The sequence below is a fragment of the Klebsiella sp. MISC125 genome (genome assembly GCF_051131775.1).
Taxonomy (GTDB): domain Bacteria; phylum Pseudomonadota; class Gammaproteobacteria; order Enterobacterales; family Enterobacteriaceae; genus Klebsiella.
The window spans coordinates 5,821,216-5,840,376 of the sequence record NZ_CP180448.1 but is presented as its reverse complement, the minus strand read 5'-3'; the positions used below and the strand labels follow the sequence as shown (position 1 = coordinate 5,840,376).

Sequence of the window (19,161 nt, the reverse complement as noted above, 5' to 3'; positions counted from 1 at the left end):
GGGGGATGGTATGAATCAGTCTGTTGCAGAGCCGCAGATCCAGCCGTTAACCGGCGCTGCGCTGTGGCTCGCCGCCATTATCCTGGCGACGGCCAACTTTATCGCCGTGCTGAATATGACCATCGCCAACGTGGCGGTGCCGCATATTGCTGGCGCTCTGGGGGCCGCGAGCAGTCAGGGCACCTGGGTGATTACCGCCTATGCGGTGGGGGAGGCGATCACCGTGCCGCTGACCGGCTGGCTGGCGTCGCGCTTTGGTTCGGTGCGGGTGTTTATCACCTCGATGGTGCTGTTTGGCGTTTTCTCTATCATTTGTGGCATTTCCGGCTCCATTGGCATTCTGGTGGTGGCGAGGGTCTTCCAGGGGCTGAGCGGCGGCCCGCTGATGCCGCTGTCGCAGACGCTGCTGATGCGCATCTTCCCGCGTGAGAAGGTCTCTGCCGCGATTGGCCTGTGGTCGATGACGACGATGGTTGCGCCAGTGATTGGGCCGATCCTCGGCGGTTATCTTTGCGATGACTTCAGCTGGTCATGGGTCTTCTTCCTCAACGCGCCCATCGCTGGAATCAGCGCTTTCTTCGCCTGGAACCTGCTGAAGCGCTATACCGATAAGCTGTCGCGCAGCGGCATTGATATGGTTGGGTTGGTTCTGCTGGTGGTGTGGGTGGGCGCGCTGCAACTGATGCTGGATGAGGGGAAAAACCTCGACTGGTTCTCATCAAGCACCATTATCACTCTCTGCGTTGTGGCGGTAGTGGGGTTTATCGCCTTTCTTATCTGGGAGTGGCACGAGGAGACGCCAGTGGTGGACCTGCGGGTTTTCCGCCATCGCGGCTTTTCGGTCAGCGTACTGACCATCAGCCTGGCGTTTGCCGCCTTCTTTGGCGTTAACGTACTGACGCCGTTGTGGCTGCAAAACTTTATGGGCTACACCGCAACGCAAGCAGGGTTTGCCACCGCCTGGACCGGGGTCAGTTCTTTCCTCGTTGCGCCGCTGGTGGCGATGGCCGCTGGTCGTTTCGACCCGCGTAAGCTGGTGTTCTGGGGCGTGCTGTGGATGGGCGTGGTTTCATTTTGGCGCGCCATCGCCAACACCGATATGGCGTTCTGGGATGTGTCTATTCCGCTGCTGGTGCTCGGGTTCGCGCTGCCGTTCTTCTTTATCCCGACCACCACTCTGGCGCTGGCCAGCGTCGAGGAGCGGGAGATGGATTCCGCCGCCGGGCTGATGAACTTCCTCCGTACCCTCTCAGGCGCATTTGCTACTTCGCTGGTGACCACCGTCTGGGATAACCGTATCACCTATAACCACGCCGAGCTGGTGGGGATCGTGGACAGCGACGGCAGCGTGCGCGAGATGCTGACCCACAGCGGGATGCCGGTGGATGCGGTGAATCAGGCGATTGACGGTTTGATTGTCGGCCAGAGCTCGATGCTGGCGACCAACCAGATGATGATCGGTATCGGCATCGCATTTGTGATCGCCGCCAGCGTTATCTGGCTGGCGCCGCGCCCTTCACGCGTGGTGGAGGCCGGCGCAGGCGGACACTAAGTCTTATCTTTACGCTAAACCCCCGGCGCAGCGAGGCTGTTTACGTCGGGGGCTTAAATATCAAACCCCTTCTGCTTTAACTCTTTTCTGATAATTCGTTTAATCCAGGCGGCTAACGATTCGTCTCCATCTAAACGTTGTGCCTCTTCCATTGCCTTTCTCAGTTCCGGGTCCAGGCGAAACTGAAACGGTGGGTTTCCTCTTCTTTCATTCATGTGTGTTGACACCTAAATTACACTAGAGTAGTGTGAGCATGTGTGATGACACATTACTATCACATGCTAAAAATGACAACGCCCCGAAAGTGCAGCAACACGATCGGGGCGTCTGACCACCACATTATACGAGGTAATGCCATGGCTGCTGCTAATCGTACCACTAACGCCTGCCCCGAGTCTTTCTCCCCGATCCCCGAGGCTAATCTGCTCCATTTCCCGCTTGTCGACGCGATCCATCATCTCGATTTTAGTCCGTTAACTCCTGAAGAAAATCTGGCGCTCTCTTTTGGCTGCGAGGAGTGTCTGGCGGGGTTGTGCCACACGCTGCATTTTCTGGGTGACAGCCTTGTCACGATGGCTAACGAAGATCCGGTGCCTTTTTCCGCCGAAAGCGTATGTCAGTTAGGGCATAGCCTGGCCTGCATCAGCCAGTTGATTCCTGCGCTGGCGCTGCTGGAAGCGAAGGCAGATCGGCAAGTTTTTGCCAGCGACTCTCTGAATTAATCTGGAAAGCGCCTCGCAGACTGACTCTTCGGGGCGTGTTACCCGTCTGGAAATACGATAAGTTTGAGAGGAAGAAATGTTATCTGGAGAGCCTATTATGCAAAAAGATACGCGAGAAGAAGGGGCACCAGCGGATGAAGCGTCCGGGTGGCAATGGGAAAATCAGCGTTCGATTGATGCCATTAACCAGTGGGTGGCTGAAAATGGCTCATTTAGCGATTTTCAGCGATCATTTTAACTATGTCTTCCCGGTGGCGCTGCGCTGACCGGGCTACGGGTCCGTGCGGTCTGAGGTTTGGTAGCCCGGACAAGGCGCGTCAAGCGCCGCCTCCGGGACATTCCACGGATAGTTTACTGAGCGTTACCCTCACCGCAGCCCTTATGTCTTGACCTTCTCCGTTCCGGCGGAGAAGATCCCCGACTGATCATCGGGAGGTTACCGGTGAGCATCACCCAGCCCTGGAGCCCCTGAGCCCGCGGGAGAGATTATGCCCCGGTAACCTGTTTCCCTGTCGCCTCAAGACCGAACGGTATCCTGTGCCCTGAGCACCCACATATAAGGATGGTCCGGCGATAATATTCATAAGGTTACGGAGTACCATGATGAATCTTGTCCCTGTCGGCGTTGATATCGCCAAACTCAAATTCGACGTTGCTGTCCAGCTGCCAAACCAGAAGTACAAAACCAAAAAATTCGCCAATACCCCAGCCGGATGCCGCGAATTTCTGAACTGGCTCTCCCTTAAAAAGGGAGAGGGAGTACACCGTGCCTTTTCCGGGCTACCTGTTCCTTACCCTCTGGCAAACGCCGAGGCTTCGGCGACCAGCGCATCGTCAGGGCGTACGCCGGTGTAGAGCGCAAACTGCTCCACGGCCTGTAAGGCAATGACTTCCGCGCCGCTGATCACCTGCTTATCCAGCCGCTGTGCCAGCTTGATAAGCGGGGTTTCCGGCGGCAGGGCGACCACATCAAACACCACGCTGGCCTGTTCCACCATTGTCTGGCTGAAGGCCAGAGTTTCGCTTTCCGCGCCGCCCGCCATACCGAGCGGGGTGACGTTAACCAGAATATCCACCGGGATCCCTTCCGGTTTTGGCTGCCATTGAAAGCCATACTGCTTCGCCTGCGCCAGACCATTATCACGGTTACGGGCGGCGATAATCACGTCGCGGAACCCCGCATCGCGAAAGGCGGCGATCACCGCTTTACCCATCCCGCCGCTGCCCTGGATCATCACTTTGGCAGAGGAATCGAGCTGATTGCTGTCAATCAGGCTTTTCACCGCGATGTAGTCCGTGTTCAGCCCGGTCAACTTACCGTCGTCGTTGACAATGGTATTAACCGAGTCGATCACCTTCGCCGAAGGGTCGATAGCGTCGAGAAACGGCATGCAGCTCTCTTTAAACGGCATCGATACCGCGCAGCCGCGAATACCTAACGCGCGCACGCCTTTGACCGCCGCTTCAATATCCCTGGTCGTAAAGGCTTTATAGATGTAGTTCAGTCCCAGCTTTTCATACAGATAGTTATGAAATCGGGTGCCGAAGTTGCCCGGACGACCAGCCAGGGACATACACAGCAGCGTGTCGCGATTAATCATGAGTAATATCCTCCGCGTGGGCCAGCAGGTACTCTTCCGCCTCTTTTGACCAGATGCCGTGGTTGCGCTCCATAATCGCCGCCAGCTCCGGGTCGCTAATTTTCCCCAGCGGCGTGAGCGGAATGTTTTTCCCGGTGTAGACCAGCTTTTTACCGCCGCCAACCGCCGGTAAATCCAGGGTGGTGTCGCCCGCCGCATTAAGTCCCAGAATATGGGTCACCACTTTTGCAGTCTGGACTTTTTTCGCCTGCATCAGCGCTACGGCGGCGCGCATATCGTCGGTATTACCGCCGGAGGTGCCCACATAGTGGGTGAAAGCGTAATGCACATCGTAAAAATTGACCGGCGCGCTGAACTGTTTATCCTGCGGACCGGCGAAGAAGTTCAGGCAGCCGTCAGCAGCCAGCAGCGATGAAGCCATGGTGATGAGCTGTTCGTTAGGGACGAAAACGAAAATATCGTCAAAACCGTGGCCGCCGGTAAGTGCCATCAGCGTTTCTCGACTGGCATCATGACCATCAAGATAGTGAATCAGCGTTTGCGGCTCGGACGGGTAGTGCTGACGCGCATAGCTGAGTTTTGGCTTATTGGTATCGGTCACCACCAGCAGCGACGGATTGATCGGGCCATGCAGCGCGTAATCGATAGCCAGCAGCCCCATCGGACCTGTGCCGCCGAGGATCAGCGTACGTCCCTGCGGACGAATGCCCATCACGTGGTTATAGCTGCCTTCTTGCAGATGATAGTTGGCGTTGAACGCGCCAATCACACAGGAGAGCGGCTCCACCAGCGAGCCTTCAAACCAGGTGTCGCCTTCCCAGGAAAGCAGGCAATCTTGTTCCATCACCTCGTTAGGGATCACCACGTGGGTCGCTTCGCCGCCGATCCACGGGAATGAATAGCCGGGGCAGTCCGGGCGATCCGGCAGTTGCAGGTTGGCCTGAATCACATAACGTTGACCGGCGTGGAACTTGTGCTGCCACTTTTTACCGACGGCGATAATCTCGCCGCAGAACTCATGGCCGATGATGATCGGGTTGGTCGCCACATCGTCCGGCACTTTTTTGTGGTCCTCGCCCTGATTCGCCTCTTTCCACGAGGAGAGGCACAGGCTGTCGGTGACCACGCGGGCGAGGATTTCATCATCCTGCATCGCCGGGAGTTCGAAAGTTTCCAGGCGCAGGTCGCGTTTGCCGTACAGGCGAAGAGCAGTTGTTGTTTGCATAAACCACCTCATATTTAGCACAGTAGCCCCGGCATCGCCGGGGCGGAATAATCAGGACAGGAAGCCCAGCGCGTTACCGATAATCCCTAAACCAAACAGGGCAAAAATCAGCCATACCGGGTTCACTTTTTTATTAAGCAGACGCACCATCAGCAGCGTCAGGCCAAGGGCCAGCAGGCCGGGGCAGAGCTGATCGAGGATGTTCTGCACGGTCATGGTGACGGTCGAACCATCGGCGCCCGGCGTTTGCGAAACCACCAGCGGCACGTTGATGGTGGTCCACTTGGTGACCAGCACGCCCATCACAAACAGGCCCAGAATGGAGGCCCCTTCGGTCAGTTTTTGCAGCAGGTTGCCGCCCATATCGCTGACGATATTGACCCCTTTACGAAAGCCCAGCTGCAGTCCGTACCATTTCATGGCCAGACGTACTGCGTTGAAAATAAAGAAGAACAGCAGCGGGCCAAGAATATTGCCGGAGAGCGCCAACGATGCGCCGAGGGCGGCGGTAATCGGCCGCAATGTCCCCCACACCAGCGGGTCGCCAACCCCGGCCAGCGGGCCCATCAGGCCGACTTTGATACCGTTGATTGCGCCGTCGTCGATAGCCGCGCCGTTAGCCCGCGCTTCCTCCATCGCCACCGTTACGCCAATGACCGGGCCGCAGACTGCCGGGGTGGTGTTAAAGAACACCAGGTGGCGTTTCAGCGCGGCAACCTGATCCTCTTTCAGCGGATAGAGACGCTTAATGGCCGGGATCATGTCGTAGCAAAAGCCAAGCCCATGAATACGTTCGAAGTTGAATGACGCCTGCTGCAGGTTGGATCGCAGAAACATGCTCACCAGGTCGCCTTGGGTAATTTTTCTCTGTTCCATGTTGGGCTCCATCAGTCGTCAAGCTGGTCAAGGGCGGTGGAAGAGGTGGCGGTGGCCTGCGGTTCAGGTTTGCGCCACTGGGGGTTCAGTTGGATATAAATCAGCGCGATGATGACCCCTACGCCGCCGAAGGCCAGCAGGCTGAAGTCGAGGTAACCGCCCGCGAGGAAGCCGAGGAAGAAGAAGGGCATCAGATACTTCACGCCCATCATGCGCAGCACCATGGCGTAGCCGACCACGACGATAAAACCGCCAGCGATTTGCAGACCGCGAGTGACGAATTCCGGGATGGCGTTAAGCATATTGCTGACCATATCGGCGCTGACGAACAGCGAGACCACCAGCGCGGGGATAGCGACGCGCAGCGCCTGGACGCCCAGCGCTGAGACGTGCAGCAAATCGATGGTCCCAAAGCGCGCCTCTTCTGCTGCTTTATCCGCCGCATGCTGGAACACCACGGTAATGGTACGGGCGAACACGGTGAGCACCTGGCCCGCAGCGGCGACCGGTAGCGCGATAGCTATCCCGGTGGCGATGCTTTGATGGCCGACAATCACCAGGATGGCCGAGATAATACTGGCCAGCGCCGAGTCCGGAGACTGCGCCGCGCCGACGTTCATCCAGCCCAGCGCAATGAGCTCCAGAGTGCCGCCGAGCATAATCCCGGTTTTTAAATCCCCGAGAATTAAGCCAATGACGGTACAAGCGATTAATGGGCGGTGAGTCTGGAATTCATCCAGTACGCTGCCCATCCCGGCAATACAGGAAAAAATAAATATGGCTATTATTTGTAGGGTACTGATTTCCATAATTTGTCACCTTGAGGGTATAAGAATCCCTGCCTGTTACGGCATATCACTACAGGCGCGATTTATTATTCTGTAACGGATTGCTCAGCTATTTTGTCGAGAATATTAACCGATGGATCGGAGGCCACGACGCGTAAATCGAGTTTAACGCCCAGCTTATCCAGTTGCTGAAAAGCATGAATATCCGCTTCGTCTAATGACACCGCTTTGGTTAATTGTTTTTTACCCGGTCGCCAGGCCATGCCGCCAATATTCAGCGTCGCTATTTTCACGCCCTGCTGCACCATGGTTAATACGTCCTGCGGGTTAGTGAATAAATAAAAAACCGTTTCGTCTTTATATTGCGGATTGTGATAGACCGCGACGGCTTTTTCGAGATTCACTACGTTAACCTTCATCCCCGGAGGTGCGGCCTGGCGAAGTAACGTACGGCGAACTTCGTCGTTATAAACATCGTCATTACAGATAATAATTCGCTGGGCGTTGGCCACTTTTGACCACACGGTGGTGACCTGACCATGAATTAAACGGTCATCGATACGGGCGAGCGTAATGTTCATCAGAAATCCTCCTCAACGGTTTCCGGCTGCTGCCAGGTGACGCAGCACTGGCTGGCGATGGTCTCCAGGTGTTGGCACAGTTCGTCAGCGTTCATCGTTTGCTGGTTATCCACCAGTTCCAGAGCCAACGGTAGCGACAAGCCGCTGATGACCCGAAGCTGCGGGTTGCTCATCGCCAGCCCGGCGGCGGCGTTCCAAGGGCTGCCGCACTGTAAATCGACGGCAATAAGCCATTGCTCACCACTGTGAGTGCTTACTAACTTTTCGATCTTTGTGGCGATATCCCCCGCGTTCTCGCCAGGGATAAATTCCACAGCGTTGACGTTGACGTCGCCATAAACCATACGGACTGAGTCGAGCATGGCACAGGCCAACTGACCGTGGGCACAGAAGATGACATTAACCATTTTTCCTCCTTAGCCGCGCGTTTTTCCGCCCGCGATGTTAGTGGTTACTCCGGTGATATAGCTGGCGCGCTCTGAGAGCAGATAGCAAACAAAATCAGCGACTTCAGAGAGACGACCTGAGCGACCAATCGGAATGGAGTTCTTGGTGTAGCCTTCGCGTAGCTGTTCAACGGTGATGCTGCGGGTCCAGGCCAGCGCTTCTTCGTATTCCGGCGTACGCAGTCCTGTTTTTTCCAGAATGCCGGGCGCAACGCCTACGACGCGGATGCCGTGTTTGCCCAGCTCTTTCGACCAGGAGCGGGTAAAGCTATTCAGCGCGGCTTTGGTTGCGGCATAACAACTCTGGCCTTCGGAGCCTTCCAGCCCGCTTTCCGACGAGACGTTAACGATCACGCCGTCGCGCTGTTTGACCATCTGACGAGCCACCGCTTGCGACATCAGGAACACGCCTTTCTGGTTGATATTGACCATTTTTTCGAATGCGGCTTCATTTAATTCATAACGACCGGCCGGCGCTTTCTCATCGACTAATAAACGAGGGAAGTTAACCCCGGCATTATTTACCAAACCATCAATGCGGCCAAAACGTTGAATGATACTGTCGATAGTTTTATTCACTTCGCTGGCACTGGAGATATCGGTCGGCCAGAAAGTATAATTTTCACCGTCCTGATGTTTATCACCGCCGTGAATATCGCTCATCTGCACATTTGCGCCCTGGGCTAATAACTCATCGACAATGGCCAGACCAATTCCTGATGCACCACCGGTAACAATAATAATTTTTCCTTTTAAATTTAACCACGTTTCCATTATCGACTCCTGTTTTCTTTAGATAAAGGGATCCCCCGCAGCAGCGCTGCGTGAAATCATATTCTTGAAATTTACTTCAGTAACGACTCGGCAGTTTCTCTGTTTGTCACCAGACAGTTAATATAATTTCCATTTAATGCGCCAAGAATACCGGAGTATTTTTCCTCGCCCATCGCGATACCTACGGAATAACGTGCTTGCTTAAGTTTCGCCATCTCAATAGAGAGCGTTTTTTCGCTCATGGCGGTTTCTACCATTCCGCCATCAATGTCGTAAAAGCGTGAACAGATATCACCAGCGACCTGGCGGGCGTTGAGGTCGTCACTCTCTTCGCTGCCGTAAAATGCATGCCAGTTGGCGCCATCGCGAATCGCCGGAGAACCAATCCCTACCAGTGCGACGTCGAGGTTATCCCAATAGGAGGCAATCGTTTTAAAGTGCTGGGACTGCATAATGCCGTTGCGAATTAATGTGTTATCCAGCAGCGCCGGAAAGTCGGCGAGATGCGATTCTGCCTTTAGCTTCGCCGCCGCGCCGTAGGTCAGCGTATTGACGTGGTAGCGGCTTTCCAGTTTGCCGGAGGGGCCGCCTATGATCGGTACGCAAATAACCTGACGCGACTGGCTGGCTTGGGGTAGATTCTCTACCAGCGCACGCACCGCGCGGCCCCAGGAGAAACCGACGATATCGCCAGGTTCCAGCAACCTGTCGACCAACTGTGCGCCGTGCTGACCGATAAGATTAAGCTGATCCTCTTCCAGCAGGGAGTCGCAGGTGGCGACCACCGCCTCTTTGAGGCCAAATTTTTGTTTGAGCTGCTGTTCAAGCCACAGGTTTTCGTTGTAGTCGTAATTAATGGCGATAGTGACGATGCCCTGTTCGCGACCGCGTTTTAATAGACGGCTGATGGTGGTGCGATAAATCCCCAGTTCGCGGGCAATCTGCGCCTGGGTCATATCCTGTTCGTAATAGAGCTGGGCGATTTTCACGATCAGGCGGATATCGTCGCTATTTTCCATCGTCATCTTTCGACTCCTGCACATTTGTGCAAATCACATATTTGCTGTCCTGATCTGATATAACCCTATCGATGCTGTACTTCAAAGCAATTTTCATCTATTTCATGACGATATACTGGCGGTTTCTGTTGCACATTTGATGTGTGAGTGGGTGGTTTACGGCACGTTTGTGCTGGTAGTGCTAAAGGCCTGATTCTGCTTTATTTCGCCGGTCAAAGTTGCAGAGGTCTTAAATGAACACTTTTGTGTTGAAAGGCGCGATAGATCACATTTAGTGCCAGGCAGCGGGTACGCGATTATTTTTTATCGTTCGCAAGGTAGGGTATATTTCGCTTTTTAAACATAAAAGCATTCAAGTTTTATCAAGGCGGCAAGAGAGTGAGCGCCCGGACAACTTGAAGGATGAAGTGTTTCAGGAGAGGTTATGCTGCCCGACTCGTCAACCCGACTCAATAAATACATCAGCGAAAGCGGAATTTGCTCGCGCCGCGAGGCCGATCGCTTTATCGAACAAGGCAACGTTTTTATCAACGGCAAGCGCGCCACCATTGGCGACCAGGTGAAAGCTGGCGACGTGGTAAAGGTCAATGGTCGGTTGATCGAGCCGCGTGAAGCGGATGATTTAGTGCTGATTGCGCTGAACAAACCCGTTGGCATTGTCAGCACCACCGAAGACGGCGAGCGCGACAACATCGTCGATTTCGTTAACCACAGCAAACGCGTTTTTCCGATCGGTCGTCTGGATAAAGACTCACAGGGGCTGATCTTTCTGACCAATCACGGCGATCTGGTTAACAAGATCCTGCGTGCCGGTAACGATCACGAAAAAGAGTATCTGGTTACCGTCGATAAGCCGGTGACCGATGAGTTTATCCGTGGGATGGGGGCGGGCGTACCGATTCTCGGGACGGTGACGAAGAAGTGCAAAGTCAAAAAGGAAGCGCCGTTTGTGTTCCGTATCACCCTGGTTCAGGGGCTGAATCGCCAGATCCGCCGCATGTGCGAGCACTTTGGCTATGAAGTCACGAAGCTTGAACGCACGCGGATTATGAACGTCAGCCTGACGGGGATCCCGCTGGGGGAATGGCGCGATCTGACTGATGATGAGCTGATTGATCTGTTTAAGCTGATTGAAGGGTCTTCTTCAGAAGCGAAACCGAAGGCGAAAGCGAAGCCGAAAACGGCGGGGATTAAACGCCCGGTGGTGGCAATCGAAAAGACGGCTGAGAAATCACGCCCGGCGTCGAACGGTAAACGTTTTGTTCAGCCGGGGCGCAAAAAGAAAGGGCGCTAACGCCTGCCGCGCGTCGGCGTACTCGCCGACCAGGAAAACGATGCTTCACTATCCGGTTTATAAGCCTGCTTTTTCTTCAACTGGCGGGCTTTTTTGGCTTCTGCTTCGCGTAAAACCATCAGTTTATCGATGTACTCTTTTTTCACGCTATTGGTTTCCGCGTTAGTCAGCGGACGGCCATGCGCAATGCGCGCGCGATCGAGTAGGGTTTTTAGTTCGCGCTGTTCGCGCTCGGTCATCTCTTTTTGGGTAATGCGGGGGAGTGCCATAGTGGTGCCCTCAGTTAGCCGATGACTTCAGTGTACGGTATTCGATACAAAATAGAACTAATCCTGAAAGCGACTCGCAGATTATTCCCTTCTGAAGTGACGGGCCGTTCTGGCTGACGTAGCGTAGCAATGGAGAAGCGCTCGTCTCGGCTATCTCTCTTTGGTTTGTATAAAATTTTATACAAGGATGTGGTATGCTATTACAGAAGCGAGAACATAAGTCTATTGCATGGATTGGAAGTTCGTTTGAGGATTTGCTTAGTTTTCCTGAAGACGTTCGTAAAGATGCCGGATACCAGTTGCATCGTTTACAAGCGGGCTTAGAGGCTGCCGACTGGAAACCGATGTCGGAAATTGGTCGTGGAGTGGAAGAAATAAGGCTTCGTCAGACGTCCGGGACATTCCGGATTATCTATCTTTCCCGTTTTGGCAATGCGGTGTATGTCCTGCACTGCTTCAGTAAAAAAACACAGCGAATTTCCGACCATGATAAACGCATAGCAAGAGTTCGTTTCCAGGCCGTTCAGCAAGAGCACAGGAGCCATAAATGAGCAAAGTCATCGACAGTAACATTCGCCATATCACCTCTGCGGATGCCAATATTTTTGCCGAATTGGGATTTGATGAGACTCAGGCAAACCTGCTCCAGCAGGGCGCTGAGCGTGAAGTTGAGCAGCTTATTATTCTTAAGCAACAGCTTATGCAGGAGATCTCTGACTGGATTGATGAGAACCATCTGAAACAGACGGAGGCCGCAGCGAAATTAAACATCTCCCGCCCCCGGGTTTCGGATGTCGTTAACCTAAAAACGAATAAATTCACCCTGGATGCGCTGGTGATGATGTTGGGAAAATTAGGCAGACCGGTCACGCTCCTGGTGGGTTAAGACAATGCTTCCAGTGTGCGGTAAGTATAAAACCCGCAAACTCGTAGCCTTGGTAAGCGCGGCACCATCAGGTGAGATCCCGGAGGCGGTGCTTTGCACCTGTCCGGGCTACCAGACCGCAAACGGCTGTGGACCTGTAGCCCGGTCAGCGCAGCGCCACCGGGAGATTTTCATCAAAGTTACGTTTTATCTGCTCTTTTTTCCTGCCTTAAGCGATTCATCCGCAATCGGCTTCCCTGACCAGTAACCCGCCAGCAGCGAGCCGGACAGGTTGTGCCAGACTGAGAACAGTGCGCCTGGCAGCGCGGCCAGCGGGCCAAAGTAGATTTTCCCCAGCGCGGCGGCCAGACCTGAGTTCTGCATCCCTACCTCAATCGCTAGCGTACGGCAGGTGGATTCATCAAAACCAAACAGTCGTCCGCCCCAGTAGCCGCCGAGCAGGCCGATGGTGTTGTGCAAGATAACCGCGATGATTACCACAAAGCCCACGGAGGCGATATGCGAAGCGGAACCGGCTACCACGGCGCAGATAATCGCCAGAATACAAACCATTGAGAAGGCCGGGAGGAACGGTTCTACCGCCCTGACGACTTTTGGCAGAAGGTGATGAACCACCAGTCCCAGCGCAATCGGGATCACCACGATTTGCAGAATGCTAAGCAGCATCCCCATCACGTCCACCTGAATATGTGCATCGACGTAAAGGCGCGTCAGCAGCGGCGTTGCCACCACGCCGACCAGCGTGGAAACCGACGAGATGGTGACCGACAGTGCCACATCGCCTTTAGCCAGGTAGATCATGACATTGGATGCCGTGCCGCTGGCAACGCTGCCGACCAGCACCATCCCGGCGGAGAGCTCCGGCGGCATATTGAAAATCAGCGCCAGCAGCCAGGCGGCAAGCGGCATCACCAGATAGTGCAGAAAAATCCCCGCCGCTACCGGTGCCGGGCGGGAAAGGACGCGTTTAAAGTCGTCCACCTTCAGGTGAACGCCCATGCCGAACATAATCAGCATCAGCAGCGTCGGGACCCAGGGACCAATGGGAGTGAAAGTGGATGGCGTGTAATACGCGATAACCGAGAGCAGCAGCGCCCATAATGGGAACAGCCGCGTAAGCGTGGCGAGCATGTTGTTTTCCTTGCACGTATGTTGTGTTTGCTTGTTATAAACAGGCCGGGATCGAGCCCGGCCATAGCTATTGTTTATCGTGCTAAGGAATATTATTCAAACTAATTATGTTCATGTTCCACTGCGGATACTCTCCCAGCTCAGCCCAAAGCGGGCTAAATACTTGCGCAGGCGGTCGGCATCATTGGGATTGGCCTTTTTCTGACGGGAGACGGCGAACAGCTCGCGTCCGGCTTCGGACAGCGAAGCGCTGCGTTGGCACACCTCCAGAACGGTTTCCAGTTGGCGGCGATCGAACAGATCGATTTCCATTTCGATATCAGGAGAAGATGTGGTGAGCTGCCAGCTCTCTTGTAAGAGCGCCATCTCCTCTTGCGCAAGAGCGAGCGTAATCCGCCCTTGCTCGGCCAGGGTTGCCATTCGCGCGACGGACGATCCGAGCTCGCGAAAATTGCCGCGCCACTGGGCCTGTGGGGAACAGGCAAAAGTCAGATAGCGCTCGCGGGCGTCTTTATCGAAACGGATCTGCGTTTGCCGTTCGTTTGCAAAGCGCTGTAATTCATACTCTACGTTTGGTGCGATATCTTCCCGCCGCTGCGCCAGGCCCGGCAGGGCAAAGCGCCACATATTGATACGCGCATAGAGATCTTCGCGAAAACGACCTTCCGCCACCCATTGCTGCATATCGCGATGGGTACCGGCGATCAACTGGAAATCGCTGTGTACCTCTTTATCGGAACCAAATGGGAAAAAGGTTTTCTCCTCAATGGCTTTTAGCAGCATGGCCTGCTCATCCAGCCCCAGCTCGGCGATTTCATCAAGAAACAGCACGCCGCCGTCGGCTTCGCGTAACAGTCCGGCGCGAGGTGTAACCGCGCCGGTAAATGCGCCTTTGACGTGACCAAACAGTGTGGACATAGCGTTATCGCCGCGCAGGGTGGCGCAGTTTACTGCCACCAGCCTGCCTGCAACCTGATGACGCGACTGGCGAAGCTGAAAAATACGTTTGGCGAGGAAAGACTTACCGGCACCAGTTGGGCCGGTGAGCAGGATCGGATCGGTCGATCGGATCGCCACGCGCTCAATACGATCGATAAGTTTATTGAACGTCGCGTTGCGCGTATCAATACCGGCCTTCAGGAAGGAGACGGACTGCTGCTGCTCGCGCTGAAAGCGGCTGGTGAGCGTGGCGTAGCGGCTTAAATCAAGGTCGATAACCGAGCAGGTGCCAGCTGCGATCTGCTCATCTGCTGAACCTTTCGGCGCAGGGCTGGTTTGCAGCAGGCTGGCGGGAAGATAGCGCGCTTCCGTCAGCAGAAACCAGCAAATCTGCGCCACGTGAGTCCCGGTGGTGATATGTACCAGATACTCTTCGTTCTCGGTATCAAACTCGTAGTGAGTCGCAAAATCGAGGAAGGCGGCGTAAACCTCTTCAAAATCCCACGGATCGTTAATTTCGACCGTATGTGGCCGCACTTGGGTATGGGGTGAAAGCAGAGCCACATCTTCAATCAACCTTTGCGCCATGCTTTCATCACGCGGCTGGTGGAGCAGTTCCAGCCTGTCGACGGGAAAATCGGCCTGCTGGCATAGCCCAACGGTGGGCCGCCACTTTTTTAATCGATTTGCCCGCTTACCGCGCTTGTCCAGCACCGTTCCGAGTACGCCAATCACTACCCGCCGCTTTTTCATGATTTATCCAAAAAGATAATGCTCGATATTTAAAGATAAAAAAATTGCTTCCTGGCGGCAATGGTAAAAAAGGCGTGTCAAAATAAACACATAAAAATCAATTAGATAAAAATTTATTTCGTCATTTGTTCTTTCTGGCACGCATCTGGCAATAACTCTCTCGTCAATACGCTGAAAACGCAGGGGGTTAAACCCCGCCGGCACCTCAGGAACGGCAGAGGCTGTTTTTCTGAAGTGTTCCGTCAGCCGATGACCACCACGGGTTCGATTCCCAATTTCATCTCCGAATGAAAAATGGTTGTTAATCATAGAAATAAAACGGGGCGTTGAGCTGTCAGCAATCCCCAAAACAGGCCGCCGGTAAAGACGCCGGGCCGCAGGCAAAAGGGAATTCCCCTGCGGCTTCGCCCCTGCATCCGCGCCTGATTAACTTTTAAAGGAATAAAAAATGACGAAGAAAATTACGATACGCAAAGGTCAACTGGGTCTTTTATCCCGTGAGGGTGACTACTATCAGGTTCTGGAGGCGGGTACGCACCGCCTGCCGTGGTTTAACGTCCCTGAAGTGCTGATCGTCAACATGGACGGTAGCGAAGTGCCGGAAGCGCTGGCGGAGTATTTACGTCAGTTTCAGCCTGCATGGGTTGAACGTTATTGCCTGGCGGCGGATCTGACGGATACCGAGACCGGAGCGCTGTATACCAACGGCGCTTTGCAGGAAATTTTACCGCCCTCTACGCGTCGTCTGTATTGGCCCGCCAGCGAGGATATGAAGCTGATACGCATGGATACCCGGCAGGTTCAAGTTCCGACTGCGGTGATGAATGCCGTATTGCAGCCGCGACGTCACGGTGCGGTAAAAGGCCGTGAGTCGATCCTCACCGTATCGGTTCCTGCGTGGCACGTTGGGGTGCTGAAAATCGATGGCGAGACCCAGCCGTTACTGCCGCCGGGCCTGTCTGCTTACTGGAAGATTAATCATCTGGTGGAAGCCGAAGTGGTCGATACCCGTTTACAGGTACTGGAGGTCGGCGGCCAGGAGATCCTGACTAAAGATAAAGTGAACCTGCGTTTAAATCTGGCGGCGAACTGGCGCTACAGCGATGTTTTGCAGGCTTATTGCCAGCTGACGAAACCGCTGGATCATCTGTATCGCGAGCTGCAGTTTGCCCTGCGTGAAGCAGTGGGGACGCGCACGCTGGACGAGCTGCTGGAAGATAAGCAGATGATTGATGAAGTAGTGAGCGCGCAGGTGAAAGCCCGCATGACGCCCTTTGGCATCGAAGTCGCGTCCCTGGGGGTGAAAGATATTGTGCTGCCGGGCGATATGAAAGCGATTTTGTCACAGTTGGTCGAGGCAGAAAAGTCGGCGCAGGCGAATGTGATCCGTCGGCGTGAAGAGACCGCCGCCACCCGCTCGCTGTTGAACACCGCGAAGGTGATGGAAAACAACCCGGTGGCGCTGCGCTTAAAAGAACTGGAAACGCTGGAAAGAGTGGCGGAGCGTATCGATAAAATCTCAGTCTTTGGCGGTCTGGACCAGGTGTTGCATGGCCTGGTGAATATAAAAGGATAACGAAAATGACGTGTAACGGAGTAGATGCCGCCATGCGCCAGCGGGTGCAGCGGCAACTGGAAGCGGTGGAGCAACGCTATGGCGTCAAGGTGCTCTACGCCTGCGAGTCCGGCAGTCGGGGCTGGGGCTTTGCCTCGCCGGATAGCGATTATGACGTGCGATTTCTCTATGTGCATCCACCGGAATGGTATCTGCGAGTAGAGGTACCGAGAGATGTGATCGAATTGCCGATAGACGATGAGCTGGACGTTTGCGGCTGGGAGTGGCGTAAGGCGCTGGGCTTGCTGAAAGGGGCTAACCCGACGCTTATCGAGTGGCTGGATTCGCCGGTAGTTTATCAACAAGATGCGGCGACGATATCAGCGCTTAAGACGCTGGTTCCGCAATGGTTTTCCCCGGCCCGCGCGCGCTGGCACTACTACTCGATGGCGCGGAAAAACTTTCGCGGTTATCTGCAAGGTGATGATGTGCGATTGAAAAAGTACTTCTACGTGCTGCGTCCCTTGCTGGCCGTTCGCTGGGTTGAGGCGGGAAAAGGCGTGCCGCCGATGCGTTTTGCTGAATTGCTGGCGGGGAGCGAACTGGAAGCGGGGTTACGTCAGGAAATAGACGAGCTGCTGGAGCGTAAACAGCGAGCAGGAGAGGCAGAGTATGGCCCGCGTCGCCCACTGTTGCATGCGTTTATTCAGTCAGAACTGGCAAGAGGTGAGGTTCCGCCGATGCTGCCGGATAGTCGGACGGGCGATGCCAGAGAGCTGGACAAACTGCTGATGACCACGGTGATGGGGAACTAAAAGTTGGGACGTTTGACACGGATGGTGAACCTGTTGGGGTTATTGTGCCCGCATTATCTGCAAGGCAATTCCAGAGAGGCGCACGTTGTCAGCAGTCTGAAGTGGCCCGGCAAGATGGACTGCGGGCCATTTTATTTGGCAATTACTCGAACAGATTATGATGTAGCTTCTGCACCACTTTCTCGGCATCCGCGCCAGGTACGAGGAAACACAGGTTATGGCTGGATGCGCCGTAACAAATCATACGAATATTGAACGGCTCCAGTACGCCAAACACCTCTTTACCGACGCCGCACGCTTTCGACAAATCATTGCCAATTAGCGCGACCAGCGCCAGATCCTGCTCGACCTCTACGCGGCACAGGGAAGACAACTCGGTCAGCAGCGCCTGGGTTAACAAGGTGTCGCCTGCGGAAGTGGAACCGGTGGTGTCCATGGTCAGCGCCACGCTCACTTCTGAAGTGGTGATGAGATCCACGGAGATATTATGTCGCGCCAGGATGCCGAACACTTCGGCGAGAAAACCGCGAGAGTGCAGCATATTCAGGCTGTGCAGGGTCAGCAGAGTCTGCTTGCGGCGCAGCGCCAGCGCGCGGAACAACGGTGGATTTTCGGTCGTGTTGCATACCAGCGTACCGCCCGCTTTCGGCTCTTTGCTGGAGCCAACAAATACCGGAATCTCGCTACGCACGGCGGGAAGCAGGGTTGCCGGATGCAGGACTTTCGCGCCAAACGTCGCCATTTCCGCCGCTTCTTCAAAGGCGATGACGTCAATACGTTTGGCCGCCGGAGCAACGCGTGGGTCGGTGGTATAGATGCCGGGAACATCGGTCCAGATATCAACGCGAGTCGCATGCAGCGCTTCGCCCAGCAAAGCGGCGGTGTAATCGCTGCCGCCGCGACCGAGCGTGGTGGTGCGGCCTTTGGCTTCGCTACCAATAAAGCCCTGAGTGATCACCAGGCCTTCTGCAAGGCGCGGAGCCAGTAACTGTTGGGTGAGTTCAGAAAGTGCGGCGATATCCGGTTCCGCGCGGCCAAAGCGATCGTTGGTGCGCATAATTTTACGCACGTCAAACCACTGGGCGGCGATACCACGCTCGCGCAGGATCTCGACAAACAGTAGGGTGGACATCAGCTCACCGTGACTGACCAGTTCATCAGTCAATGCGGTTGAGCTCGCCAGCGATGCGGCTTCTGCCAGAGCGGTAATATTTTCCAGCAGGCGCTCAATCTCGTCGCGAATCACGTTCGGATAGCGCAGGCGCTCCAGGATATTGAACTGGATCTGGCGCATGGCATCGAGTTTCTCGAAGCGTTCGCCAGGTTCCAGCCCATCCGCCAGAGCAACCAGCAGATTAGTCACGCCCGCAGAAGCGGAAAGCACGACCACGCGGGTATTGGCATCCAGCAGCGCGACGTCTACGCTGCGGTTCATGGCATCAAAATCGGCAACGCTGGTGCCGCCAAATTTGGCGATAACTAAGTCTGTCATAACAACCTCGTGTCAGGGGGCCTGACTTATTAAAACGATTCCTGACAACCAATCCTGGTAAGGCTGGACGCATCCGGATTGCAATAAAATGTCTTAATAAGCCAGGCCAAATTATTCAGCCATGGCACAAGGGAAGAGCGAAAAACAGGGTGGGCGCAGAGCGATAAACAAACTACGATGTCACCCAGAAGTGCTCCACCTTGTAGACCCGCTTCCTGATGCATTGCACCATTTGGCGAGTATGAAACGCCCGACTGCGAACGTTTCTGGTGACAGCCCAGAGGATTCAGCCTCTGTGGCCGGTGATGAGCGTAACCAGACGCTTATTCACCTCGGCGCTGCTCCCCCTCACGTATTTTCCCCGGACTGGCTCCTCCAATACGGTTACCTGGGCAACGCACCTCTTCTGGCAATTACCGACGTCTTTCACTTTGCCTGGGGGG

Annotated in this window: 21 protein-coding genes, 1 pseudogene and 1 riboswitch; of the genes and pseudogenes, 9 read left to right on the top strand and 13 right to left on the bottom strand. The window is 54.8% G+C overall.

Annotated features, from left to right (window positions below; translation table 11 throughout):
- Window positions 1–10: 10 nt before the first annotated feature.
- The 4 genes and pseudogenes from ACMYSL_RS27365 to ACMYSL_RS27350 all read left to right on the top strand — a co-directional run bounded on the left by ACMYSL_RS27365 (window position 11) and on the right by ACMYSL_RS27350 (window position 3,129).
- A complete protein-coding gene (locus tag ACMYSL_RS27365) occupies window positions 11–1,552 on the top strand; it encodes a DHA2 family efflux MFS transporter permease subunit (RefSeq protein ID WP_434660696.1) in 1,542 nt (513 codons plus the stop codon).
- Window positions 1,553–1,908: 356 nt separating this feature from the next.
- Window positions 1,909–2,274: a hypothetical protein gene (locus ACMYSL_RS27360; protein ID WP_434660695.1), complete on the top strand. Its 366-nt coding sequence runs from the start codon at window positions 1,909–1,911 to the stop codon at window positions 2,272–2,274.
- A gap of 148 nt (window positions 2,275–2,422) precedes the next feature.
- Window positions 2,423–2,512, top strand: a pseudogene (locus tag ACMYSL_RS27355) (type II toxin-antitoxin system CcdA family antitoxin); the annotation flags it as partial.
- 362 nt (window positions 2,513–2,874) lie between these two features.
- The gene (locus ACMYSL_RS27350) at window positions 2,875–3,129 is read left to right on the top strand and encodes a hypothetical protein (RefSeq protein WP_434660693.1); all 255 of its coding nucleotides are present in this window, start codon (window positions 2,875–2,877) and stop codon (window positions 3,127–3,129) included.
- Here the strand turns inward: ACMYSL_RS27350 and ACMYSL_RS27345 are convergent.
- The 8 genes from ACMYSL_RS27345 to ACMYSL_RS27310 form a co-directional block, all read right to left on the bottom strand.
- The gene (locus ACMYSL_RS27345) at window positions 3,066–3,875 is read right to left on the bottom strand and encodes a shikimate 5-dehydrogenase (RefSeq protein WP_434660691.1); all 810 of its coding nucleotides are present in this window, start codon (window positions 3,873–3,875) and stop codon (window positions 3,066–3,068) included. The genes ACMYSL_RS27350 and ACMYSL_RS27345 overlap by 64 nt on opposite strands.
- Window positions 3,868–5,100 (bottom strand): L-sorbose 1-phosphate reductase, encoded by a 1,233-nt coding sequence (gene sorE / locus ACMYSL_RS27340; protein ID WP_434660689.1) that lies wholly within the window; start codon window positions 5,098–5,100, stop codon window positions 3,868–3,870. Before sorE ends, ACMYSL_RS27345 begins: the two co-directional genes overlap by 8 nt.
- A gap of 51 nt (window positions 5,101–5,151) precedes the next feature.
- Window positions 5,152–5,976, bottom strand: a complete 825-nt coding sequence (locus ACMYSL_RS27335) for a PTS system mannose/fructose/sorbose family transporter subunit IID (protein WP_105889496.1) — start codon at window positions 5,974–5,976, stop codon at window positions 5,152–5,154.
- A gap of 11 nt (window positions 5,977–5,987) precedes the next feature.
- Window positions 5,988–6,785, bottom strand: a complete 798-nt coding sequence (locus ACMYSL_RS27330; protein ID WP_142514418.1) for a PTS mannose/fructose/sorbose transporter subunit IIC — start codon at window positions 6,783–6,785, stop codon at window positions 5,988–5,990.
- A 65-nt stretch (window positions 6,786–6,850) separates the two neighbouring features.
- Window positions 6,851–7,345 (bottom strand): mannose/fructose/sorbose PTS transporter subunit IIB, encoded by a 495-nt coding sequence (locus tag ACMYSL_RS27325; protein WP_142464690.1) that lies wholly within the window; start codon window positions 7,343–7,345, stop codon window positions 6,851–6,853.
- Window positions 7,345–7,752 (bottom strand): mannose/fructose/sorbose PTS transporter subunit IIA, encoded by a 408-nt coding sequence (locus ACMYSL_RS27320; RefSeq protein ID WP_434660686.1) that lies wholly within the window; start codon window positions 7,750–7,752, stop codon window positions 7,345–7,347. Before ACMYSL_RS27320 ends, ACMYSL_RS27325 begins: the two co-directional genes overlap by 1 nt.
- Window positions 7,753–7,761: 9 nt before the next feature.
- The gene (locus ACMYSL_RS27315) at window positions 7,762–8,565 is read right to left on the bottom strand and encodes an SDR family oxidoreductase (RefSeq protein ID WP_304255092.1); all 804 of its coding nucleotides are present in this window, start codon (window positions 8,563–8,565) and stop codon (window positions 7,762–7,764) included.
- Window positions 8,566–8,636: 71 nt separating this feature from the next.
- On the bottom strand, window positions 8,637–9,584 hold the full coding sequence (locus ACMYSL_RS27310) for a sugar-binding transcriptional regulator (protein WP_434664289.1): 948 nt from the start codon (window positions 9,582–9,584) through the stop codon (window positions 8,637–8,639).
- Window positions 9,585–10,008: 424 nt separating this feature from the next.
- Between ACMYSL_RS27310 and rluF the strand changes: the two genes are divergently transcribed.
- Window positions 10,009–10,878: a 23S rRNA pseudouridine(2604) synthase RluF gene (rluF, locus tag ACMYSL_RS27305; RefSeq protein ID WP_434660684.1), complete on the top strand. Its 870-nt coding sequence runs from the start codon at window positions 10,009–10,011 to the stop codon at window positions 10,876–10,878.
- On the opposite strand, the gene ACMYSL_RS27300 is transcribed toward rluF, so the two are convergent.
- Window positions 10,875–11,147 (bottom strand): DUF3811 domain-containing protein, encoded by a 273-nt coding sequence (locus tag ACMYSL_RS27300; protein WP_110277236.1) that lies wholly within the window; start codon window positions 11,145–11,147, stop codon window positions 10,875–10,877. The two genes, rluF and ACMYSL_RS27300, sit on opposite strands and share 4 nt — an antisense overlap.
- A gap of 194 nt (window positions 11,148–11,341) precedes the next feature.
- Here ACMYSL_RS27300 and ACMYSL_RS27295 point away from each other — a divergent pair, with 194 nt between their 5' ends.
- Together ACMYSL_RS27295 and ACMYSL_RS27290 are read left to right on the top strand one after the other, a co-directional pair.
- Window positions 11,342–11,698 carry a type II toxin-antitoxin system RelE/ParE family toxin gene (locus ACMYSL_RS27295; RefSeq protein ID WP_139540800.1) on the top strand — a complete coding sequence of 119 codons (357 nt, stop codon included), beginning with the start codon at window positions 11,342–11,344 and terminating at the stop codon, window positions 11,696–11,698.
- Window positions 11,695–12,033 (top strand): helix-turn-helix domain-containing protein, encoded by a 339-nt coding sequence (locus ACMYSL_RS27290; protein WP_139540801.1) that lies wholly within the window; start codon window positions 11,695–11,697, stop codon window positions 12,031–12,033. The genes ACMYSL_RS27295 and ACMYSL_RS27290 overlap by 4 nt, the downstream gene beginning before the upstream one ends.
- Before the next feature lie 186 nt (window positions 12,034–12,219).
- On the opposite strand, the gene panS is transcribed toward ACMYSL_RS27290, so the two are convergent.
- The 3 genes from panS to ACMYSL_RS27275 all read right to left on the bottom strand — a co-directional run bounded on the left by panS (window position 12,220) and on the right by ACMYSL_RS27275 (window position 15,204).
- Window positions 12,220–13,164 (bottom strand): ketopantoate/pantoate/pantothenate transporter PanS, encoded by a 945-nt coding sequence (gene panS / locus ACMYSL_RS27285; RefSeq protein ID WP_434660682.1) that lies wholly within the window; start codon window positions 13,162–13,164, stop codon window positions 12,220–12,222.
- Window positions 13,165–13,275: 111 nt separating this feature from the next.
- Window positions 13,276–14,856: an RNA repair transcriptional activator RtcR gene (rtcR, locus tag ACMYSL_RS27280; protein ID WP_434660680.1), complete on the bottom strand. Its 1,581-nt coding sequence runs from the start codon at window positions 14,854–14,856 to the stop codon at window positions 13,276–13,278.
- Between the two features lie 3 nt (window positions 14,857–14,859).
- On the bottom strand, window positions 14,860–15,204 hold the full coding sequence (locus tag ACMYSL_RS27275) for a hypothetical protein (protein WP_434660678.1): 345 nt from the start codon (window positions 15,202–15,204) through the stop codon (window positions 14,860–14,862).
- 100 nt (window positions 15,205–15,304) lie between these two features.
- On the opposite strand from ACMYSL_RS27275, the gene ACMYSL_RS27270 reads away from it, so the two are divergent.
- Together ACMYSL_RS27270 and ACMYSL_RS27265 are read left to right on the top strand one after the other, a co-directional pair.
- Window positions 15,305–16,432 (top strand): slipin family protein, encoded by a 1,128-nt coding sequence (locus ACMYSL_RS27270; RefSeq protein WP_434660676.1) that lies wholly within the window; start codon window positions 15,305–15,307, stop codon window positions 16,430–16,432.
- A gap of 5 nt (window positions 16,433–16,437) precedes the next feature.
- A complete protein-coding gene (locus tag ACMYSL_RS27265) occupies window positions 16,438–17,226 on the top strand; it encodes a nucleotidyltransferase domain-containing protein (protein WP_434660674.1) in 789 nt (262 codons plus the stop codon).
- Window positions 17,227–17,368: 142 nt separating this feature from the next.
- On the opposite strand, the gene lysC is transcribed toward ACMYSL_RS27265, so the two are convergent.
- Window positions 17,369–18,718 carry a lysine-sensitive aspartokinase 3 gene (gene lysC / locus ACMYSL_RS27260; RefSeq protein WP_112215905.1) on the bottom strand — a complete coding sequence of 450 codons (1,350 nt, stop codon included), beginning with the start codon at window positions 18,716–18,718 and terminating at the stop codon, window positions 17,369–17,371.
- 180 nt (window positions 18,719–18,898) lie between these two features.
- A riboswitch (Lysine riboswitch) is annotated at window positions 18,899–19,132 on the bottom strand.
- Window positions 19,133–19,161 lie beyond the last annotated feature (29 nt).